We start from the raw sequence: 7,819 nt of genomic DNA on the forward strand, positions 1-7,819 counted from the left end.
GCCGCAAACCCAGCTGCGCCTGGCCAAACGCTAGACCTGATCGGGCGAACGCGCGTTCGCCCTGGCCGTTTCCAGGCTGACGATTCCCCGCCTCACCAGGCCCTGCAGGCTGCTGTCCAGGGTCTGCATGCCCAACGCCGCGCCGGTCTGCATGGCCGAGTACAGCTGCGCCACCTTCCCCTCGCGAATCAGGTTGCGCACCGCCGGCGTGGCCAGCAGGACCTCGTGCGCGGCCACTCGCCCGCCTTGCACCCTGGGCACCAGCACCTGGGCCACCACCGCCTGCAAGGCGTCGGCGAGCATCGTGCGCACCAGGGCCTTCTCCTGCGCGGCAAACACGTCCACCAGCCGGTCGATGGCCTTGGCCGCCGAGGCGGTGTGCAGGGTCGCCAGCACCAGGTGGCCGGTTTCGGCGGCGGTCAGGGCCAGACGGATCGTCTCCAGGTCGCGCAGCTCGCCAAGCATGATCACGTCCGGGTCCTGGCGCAGCGCAGCCCGCAGCGCCTGGGCGAACCCCTGGCTGTGACACCCCATCTCACGCTGGCTGAGCTGGCTGCGCAGCGGGCTGTGGATAAATTCGAGCGGGTCTTCCAGGGTCAGGATATGCACGGCGCGCTCGCGGTTTAGGTGATCGACCAGCGCCGCCAGGGTGGACGACTTGCCTGAGCCGGTGGGGCCGGTCACCAGCACCAGCCCGGCCGGCGACTCGGCAATGCGACGAAACACCTCCGGCAGCTGCAGGCTCGCCAGCGTCGGCACCTGGTCGGGTATCAGGCGCAGTACCGCCGCCGACCCGCGCACCTGCACGAAGGCGTTGACCCGAAAGCGCCCCAGCCCGGGCACGGCCACGGCAAAGTCCAGGTCCTGCAGCCTGGCGAAGTCCTCCTGCTGCTGTGGGCTCATGAGCTGCGCCAGCAGGGCATGCAGGTTGTCGCTGCTCAACGCCGCCGGCCCCAGCGGCTGCATCTGCCCGTCACGGCGGATCATCGGCGCACTGCCGGCCGCCAGGTGCAGATCGGAGGCGCCTTCCCTGAGCGCCAGGGCCATCAGCCCGGTCATGTCCATAACACTCCCCAAACATCGCCAAGCAGGTAGAATGCCGCAGACCCGAACAGCCGCTGGCGTTGATCCATGTCCACCATAGCAGACAACCTTTCCACGCTTGCCGACCGCATCCGCAGCGCTGCACAGGCCGCCGGGCGTGACCCCGGGCAGGTCCGCCTGCTGGCCGTGAGCAAGACCAAGCCGGCTGCCGCGATACGCGAAGTGTATGCGGCCGGTGTGCGCGACGTGGGCGAAAACTACTTGCAGGAAGCCCTGGCCAAGCAGCTCGAATTGACCGACCTGCCCTTGACCTGGCACTTCATCGGCCCCATTCAATCGAACAAGACGCGAGCAATCGCCGAGCACTTCGACTGGGTACATTCGGTGGACCGACTGAAAATCGCACAACGCCTCAGCGAACAACGCCCTGCCGGGCTGCCCGCACTGAATGTGTGCGTGCAGGTCAACGTCAGCGGCGAGGCCAGCAAATCGGGCTGCAACCCCGACGAGCTGCCGGCGCTGGCCCAGGCCATCGCGGCGCTGCCGCACCTGAAGCTGCGCGGCCTGATGGCGATTCCCGAACCCACCGACGACCCGGCCGCCCAGGCGGCGGCATTCGCCCGTGTACGCCAATTGCAGGACAGCCTGAACCTGGGCCTGGACACCCTGTCGATGGGCATGAGCCACGACCTGGAAGCAGCGATTGCCCAGGGCGCGACCTGGGTGCGCATCGGCACCGCCCTGTTCGGTGCCCGCGACTACGGCCAGGCCTGACCCATGCATCGTTCACCTTCTTCAACCAAGGACCTGACATGAGCAAGACTCGAATTGCCTTCATCGGCGCCGGCAACATGGCCGCCAGCCTGATCGGCGGCTTGCGCGCCCAGGGTGTGGACGCCGCGCAGATCCGCGCCAGCGACCCGGGTGCCGAGACGCGCGCCAAGGTGCACGCCGAACACGGCATCCAGCTGTTCGAAGACAACGCCCAGGCCGTCGATGGCGCCGACGTGGTGCTGATCGCGGTCAAGCCGCAAGCCATGAAGGCGGTGTGCCAGGCGCTCAAGCCAAGCCTCAAGCCCAACCAGCTGGTGGTGTCGATTGCCGCCGGCATCACCTGCGCCAGCCTGCGCAACTGGCTGGGCGAGCAACCGCTGGTACGCTGCATGCCCAACACCCCGGCGCTGCTGCGCCAGGGCGTCAGCGGTCTGTACGCCACCGAGCAGGTATCGGCCGAACAACGCGCCGAAGCCGAGCAACTGCTCTCGGCAGTGGGCGTGGCCCTGTGGGTCGACAGCGAACAGCAACTGGATGCAGTGACCGCGGTCTCCGGTAGCGGCCCGGCGTATTTCTTCCTGCTGATCGAGGCGATGACCGCAGCCGGCGAAAAACTCGGCCTGCCCCGCGACGTCGCCTCCCGGCTGACCCTGCAAACCGCCCTGGGCGCGGCGCACATGGCCGTGGCCAGCGATGTCGAGGCCAGCGAACTGCGCCGGCGCGTCACCTCCCCCAATGGCACCACCGAGGCGGCGATCAAGTCGTTCCAGGCCAACGGGTTCGAGGTGCTGGTAGAAAAAGCACTGGGCGCCGCGGCGCACCGCTCGGCCGAAATGGCCGAACAACTGGGCAACTAAGGAGCTCTGCATGAATGCACTTTCGGGCGCCGCGATCTTCGTGGTGCAAACACTGGTCAGCCTGTACCTGGTCATCGTGCTGCTGCGCTTCGTGCTGCAGCTGGTAAAGGCCAACTTTTACAACCCGCTCAGCCAGTTCGCGGTGCGCGCCACCCAGCCGCTGCTCAAGCCGATCCGGCGCGTCATCCCCAGCGTGTTCGGGCTGGACACCTCATCGCTGATCCTGTCGATCGTGATCCAGGCGCTGTTGATGGCGTTCGTGCTGATGGTCACCTACGGCACCTTCGGCGACATCCCGCACCTGCTGATGTGGGCCGTCATCGGCGTCACCTCGCTGTTCCTGAAGATCTTCTGGGTCGCGATGATCGTGATGGTGATCGTGTCGTGGATCGCCCCCGGCAGCCACAACCCCGCCGCCGAGCTGGCCTACCAGATCAGCGAGCCGGTGCTGGCACCGTTTCGCAAGCTGGTGCCCAACCTCGGAGGCCTGGATATTTCGCCGATCTTCGCCTTCCTGGCGATCCAGGTGATCCAGTCGTTCGTGATGCCGCCGCTGGCCGCCTACGCCGGAATGCCGCAGGAACTGTTCCGCATGATCTGACCCGCACCACCCCCGGCCGCAAGCCGCGCCATGTTGCTTGCCGCTGGGGGTGGCGGTCTTTAGACTTACGCCTCATTCAAGCGTGAGCAGGGTCGATGTCCACTGTCTTTCCCGAAGATTCGGTCGGTCTGGTAGTACCGCAACTGGCGCGATTCGATGAGCCCCTGGCCCTGGCCTGCGGTCGCTCGCTGGCCAGCTACGAGCTGGTCTTTGAAACCTACGGTACCCTCAACAGCGCGGCCAGCAATGCCGTGCTGATCTGCCATGCCCTGTCCGGGCATCACCATGCCGCCGGCTACCACAGCCCCGACGACCGCAAGCCGGGCTGGTGGGATAGCTGCATCGGGCCGGGCAAGCCGATCGATACCAACCGCTTCTTCGTGGTCAGCCTGAACAATCTCGGCGGCTGCAACGGCAGCACCGGCCCCAGCAGCGTCAACCCGGCCACCGGCCAGCCCTACGGCGCCGACTTCCCGGTACTCACCGTGGAAGACTGGGTGCACAGCCAGGCGCGCCTGGCCGATCGCCTGGGCATCGGGCAGTGGGCCGCCGTGGTGGGCGGCAGCCTGGGCGGCATGCAGGCGCTGCAATGGACCATCACCTACCCCGACCGCGTGCGCCACTGCCTGGACATCGCCTCGGCACCCAAGCTGTCGGCGCAGAACATCGCCTTCAACGAAGTGGCGCGCCAGGCCATCCTCACCGACCCCGAGTTCCACGGCGGCTCGTTCCAGGCCGAAGGCGTGATCCCCAAGCGCGGGCTGATGCTGGCGCGCATGGTCGGGCACATCACCTACCTGTCGGATGACTCGATGGGCGAGAAATTCGGCCGCGAGCTCAAGAGCGACAAGCTCAACTACGACTTTCACAGCGTCGAGTTCCAGGTCGAAAGCTACCTGCGCTACCAGGGCGAGGAGTTCTCCGGGCGTTTCGATGCCAACACCTACCTGCTGATGACCAAGGCGCTGGACTACTTCGACCCCGCCGCCAGCCACGGCGGCGACCTGGCCGCGACCCTGGCCCACGTCACCGCCGACTACTGCGTGATGTCGTTCACCACCGACTGGCGTTTCTCGCCGGCGCGCTCGCGGGAGATCGTCGATGCGCTGATCGCCGCGCGCAAGAACGTGTGCTACCTGGATATCGACTCGCCGTATGGCCACGATGCCTTCCTGATCCCGACCCCGCGCTACATCACGGGATTCACGAACTACATGAACCGCATCGTCTGCTGAGGACCCCATGAGAGCCGACCTGGAAATCATCCAAGACTGGATCCCCGCCGGCAGCCGGGTACTCGACCTCGGTTGCGGTACTGGCGAGCTGCTCGCCTCGCTGCGTGACACCAAGCAGGTGGCTGGCTACGGCCTGGAAATCGACCCCGACAACATCGCCCAGTGCGTGGCCAAGGGCGTCAACGTCATCGAGCAGGACCTGGACAAGGGCCTGGGCAACTTCGCCAGCAACAGCTTCGACGTGGTGGTCATGACCCAGGCCCTGCAGGCCGTGGAGTACCCCGACCGGATCCTCGACGAAATGCTGCGCGTGGGCCGCCAGTGCATCATCACCTTCCCCAACTTCGGCCACTGGCGCTGCCGCTGGTACCTGGCGACCAAGGGTCGCATGCCAGTGTCGGACTTCATGCCGTATACCTGGTACAACACGCCGAACATCCACTTCTGCACCTTCGAGGATTTCGAGGCGCTGTGCAGCGAACGTCGCGCCCAGGTGCTCGACCGCCTGGCGGTCGACCATATGCACCGGCATGGGTGGGCGAGCAAGCTATGGCCTAATCTTCTAGGGGAGATCGGCATTTACCGTGTCAGCAGCCCGGGCCTGCAGGAACACAAGGTCGCGGTTTGAACAACCCACACTGGAGGAGACAGATCATGGGTCGCTTGTTGAGCTTTTTACTGGTTGCCTGCCTGAGCACGACGGCGCTTGCTGCCGATGCGATCAAGGGCGAGCGCAAGGAAGTCTTCGGTGACACCACGGTGCACTACAGCACCTTCATCTCCACCTTCCTGCAGCCGGACATCGCCAAGGCGGCGCAACTGGTGCGCAGCAAGAACCAGGGCGTGATCAACGTGTCGGTGATCAAGGCCGGCAAGCCGCAGGTGACCCAGGTCAGCGGCAGCGTCAAGGACCTGAGCAGCCGCACGGTGCCGCTCAGCTTCAAGCAGATCACCGAACAGGGCGCGATCTACTACATCGCCCAGTTCCCGGTGGAGCAGCAGGAAACCCGCACCTTCACGATCAATGTTGCAATTGGTGGCAAGACCGAGACCATCAGTTTCAACCAAGAGCTCTTCCCAGGCGAATGATGAACATCCAGCAACTCGTATTGGCCAGCCACAACGCCGGCAAACTCAAGGAACTGCAGGTCATGCTCGGTGACACCGTGCAACTGCGTTCGATTGGCGAATTCAGCAGCGTCGAGCCGGAGGAAACCGGCCTGTCGTTCGTCGAGAACGCCATCCTCAAGGCGCGCAATGCCGCACGTATCTCCGGGCTGCCGGCCCTGGCCGACGACTCGGGCCTGGCGGTGGACTTTCTCGGTGGTGCGCCGGGCATCTACTCGGCGCGCTACGCCGATGGCCAGGGCGACGCGGCGAACAACGCCAAGTTGCTCGAGGTACTCAAGGACGTGCCGGACGCCGAGCGCGGCGCGCAGTTCGTGTGCGTGCTGGCGCTGGTACGCCATGCCGACGACCCGCTGCCGATCCTGTGCGAGGGCCTGTGGCATGGGCGCATCCTGCACCAGGCCAGCGGTGCCCACGGCTTTGGCTACGACCCGCTGTTCTGGGTACCGGAGCGCGACTGCTCCAGCGCCGAGCTGAGCCCCGCCGACAAGAACCAGATCAGCCACCGCGCCCGCGCCATGAGCCTGCTGCGTCAGCGCCTGGGCCTGCAATGACCGACCGCACGCCGGCACAGCCACTGCATCTGGGCGAGGCTGGCTTCAGCTCCAACGCACCACGGGCGGCACTCGCGCAGCTGCCGCCGCTGTCGCTGTACATCCATATCCCGTGGTGCGTGCGCAAATGCCCGTACTGCGACTTCAACTCCCATGCCGCCACCCCGCAGCTGCCGGAAGAGGCCTACGTCGACGCCCTGCTCGCCGACCTCGACCAGGAGCTGGGCGCGGTGTACGGGCGACCGATCAGCTCGATCTTCTTTGGCGGCGGTACCCCGAGCCTGTTCAGTGCCCGTGCGCTGGGCCGCCTGCTGGCGGGCGTGGAGCAACGCATCCCGTTCGCCGCCGACATCGAGATCACCCTGGAGGCCAACCCCGGGACCTTCGAGCAGGAGAAGTTCAAGGCCTACCGGCAACTGGGCATCAATCGCCTGTCGATCGGCGTGCAGAGCTTCCAGCAGGCCAAGCTCCAGGCGCTGGGGCGCATCCACAACGGTGACGAGGCGGTGCGTGCGGCCGGCATGGCGCGTGCGGCGGGGTTCGACAACTTCAACCTGGACCTGATGCACGGCCTGCCCGACCAGTCGCTGGACGATGCGCTGGGCGACCTGCGCCAGGCCATCGCGCTCAACCCTACCCACCTGTCGTGGTACCAGTTGACCCTGGAGCCGAACACGGTGTTCTGGAACCAGCCGCCGCTGCTGCCCGAGGACGACATCCTGTGGGATATCCAGGAGGCCGGGCAGGCGCTGATGGCCGAGCACGGCTACCGCCAGTACGAAGTGTCGGCCTACGCCCAGCCCGGGCGCCCGGCGCGGCACAACCTCAACTACTGGAGCTTTGGCGACTTCATCGGCATCGGCGCCGGTGCCCACGGCAAGCTCAGCCACCCGGACGGGCGCATCGTGCGCACCTGGAAGACCCGGCTGCCCAAGGACTACCTGAACCCGGCCAAGGCGTTCAAGGCGGGCGACAAGCTGCTGGCGGTGGACGAACTGCCGTTCGAGTTCCTGATGAACGCCCTGCGCCTGACCGAGGGCGTGGAGGCCGCGCTGTTCGCGCAGCGTACCGGCCTGCCGCTGGAACAACTGGCGGCGGCGCGCCGTGAGGCCGAACAAAAGGGCCTTTTGCAGGTCGAACCGACGCGGCTGGTGGCGACACCGCGGGGCCAGCTGTTTCTCAACGACCTGCTGCAGTATTTCTTGACCTAAGGATAGCGAATGGACCTGGTACTCGACCTGCTCTCGACCGTCTCCCGCTGGAGCCGCAGTAACCTGTCGGAGATCTCTCTGGCGCTTGTAGGCTGTTTGCTGGTGTTGTTCGGCACCGATATCAAGGGCTGGGTCGAACAGCGCCTGGGCGGGCTGGCAGGTGCGTTGCGCGTGCCGTTCATGGCCCTGCTGGTGCTGATCGGCAGTGGTGCGGCGTTGATCTATGCCACGCCGTGGGTGGTACGCGGGCTGAGCCAGTTCAACAACTACGCACTGGCGCCGGTGCTGCTGGTGGTGCTGGTGTTGCTTGGCGTGGTCGCAGACCGCCGCTAGAAGCATCGCGGGTCAAGCCCGCTCCCACAGGTACTACGCTGATTTCAAGGTCAGCGCTGTACCTGTGGGAGCGGGCTTGAGC

10 protein-coding genes are annotated in these 7,819 nt (G+C 66.0%); 9 read left to right on the forward strand and 1 reads right to left on the reverse strand.

Annotated features, from left to right (window positions below):
* Positions 1 to 30: 30 nt before the first annotated feature.
* A complete protein-coding gene (locus tag QMX96_RS25910; protein ID WP_282362680.1) occupies positions 31 to 1,065 on the reverse strand; it encodes a type IV pilus twitching motility protein PilT in 1,035 nt (344 codons plus the stop codon).
* Positions 1,066 to 1,131: 66 nt separating this feature from the next.
* Between QMX96_RS25910 and QMX96_RS25915 the strand changes: the two genes are divergently transcribed.
* From QMX96_RS25915 to QMX96_RS25955, 9 genes are all read left to right on the forward strand, one after another.
* Positions 1,132 to 1,818: a YggS family pyridoxal phosphate-dependent enzyme gene (locus tag QMX96_RS25915; protein WP_054915543.1), complete on the forward strand. Its 687-nt coding sequence runs from the start codon at positions 1,132 to 1,134 to the stop codon at positions 1,816 to 1,818.
* A gap of 38 nt (positions 1,819 to 1,856) precedes the next feature.
* A complete protein-coding gene (gene proC, locus QMX96_RS25920) occupies positions 1,857 to 2,675 on the forward strand; it encodes a pyrroline-5-carboxylate reductase (protein ID WP_282362681.1) in 819 nt (272 codons plus the stop codon).
* Positions 2,676 to 2,685: 10 nt separating this feature from the next.
* Positions 2,686 to 3,276 (forward strand): YggT family protein, encoded by a 591-nt coding sequence (locus QMX96_RS25925; protein ID WP_054915542.1) that lies wholly within the window; start codon positions 2,686 to 2,688, stop codon positions 3,274 to 3,276.
* A gap of 95 nt (positions 3,277 to 3,371) precedes the next feature.
* The gene (locus QMX96_RS25930; RefSeq protein WP_043860134.1) at positions 3,372 to 4,511 is read left to right on the forward strand and encodes a homoserine O-acetyltransferase; all 1,140 of its coding nucleotides are present in this window, start codon (positions 3,372 to 3,374) and stop codon (positions 4,509 to 4,511) included.
* Between the two features lie 7 nt (positions 4,512 to 4,518).
* Positions 4,519 to 5,139, forward strand: a complete 621-nt coding sequence (gene metW, locus QMX96_RS25935) for a methionine biosynthesis protein MetW (protein ID WP_043860133.1) — start codon at positions 4,519 to 4,521, stop codon at positions 5,137 to 5,139.
* Positions 5,140 to 5,165: 26 nt separating this feature from the next.
* Positions 5,166 to 5,600 (forward strand): DUF4426 domain-containing protein, encoded by a 435-nt coding sequence (locus QMX96_RS25940; RefSeq protein WP_043860132.1) that lies wholly within the window; start codon positions 5,166 to 5,168, stop codon positions 5,598 to 5,600.
* The gene (gene rdgB / locus QMX96_RS25945) at positions 5,597 to 6,193 is read left to right on the forward strand and encodes an RdgB/HAM1 family non-canonical purine NTP pyrophosphatase (protein WP_282362682.1); all 597 of its coding nucleotides are present in this window, start codon (positions 5,597 to 5,599) and stop codon (positions 6,191 to 6,193) included. Before QMX96_RS25940 ends, rdgB begins: the two co-directional genes overlap by 4 nt.
* Complete coding sequence (gene hemW / locus QMX96_RS25950) at positions 6,190 to 7,404, forward strand: radical SAM family heme chaperone HemW (protein ID WP_043860130.1); 1,215 nt, start codon at positions 6,190 to 6,192, stop codon at positions 7,402 to 7,404. Before rdgB ends, hemW begins: the two co-directional genes overlap by 4 nt.
* 9 nt (positions 7,405 to 7,413) lie before the next feature.
* The gene (locus QMX96_RS25955; RefSeq protein WP_043860129.1) at positions 7,414 to 7,737 is read left to right on the forward strand and encodes a DUF3392 family protein; all 324 of its coding nucleotides are present in this window, start codon (positions 7,414 to 7,416) and stop codon (positions 7,735 to 7,737) included.
* Positions 7,738 to 7,819: the final 82 nt, after the last annotated feature.

Source organism: Pseudomonas sp. PS01300, assembly GCF_029960155.1.
In the GTDB taxonomy this organism is placed as follows: Bacteria; Pseudomonadota; Gammaproteobacteria; order Pseudomonadales; family Pseudomonadaceae; genus Aquipseudomonas; species Aquipseudomonas palmensis.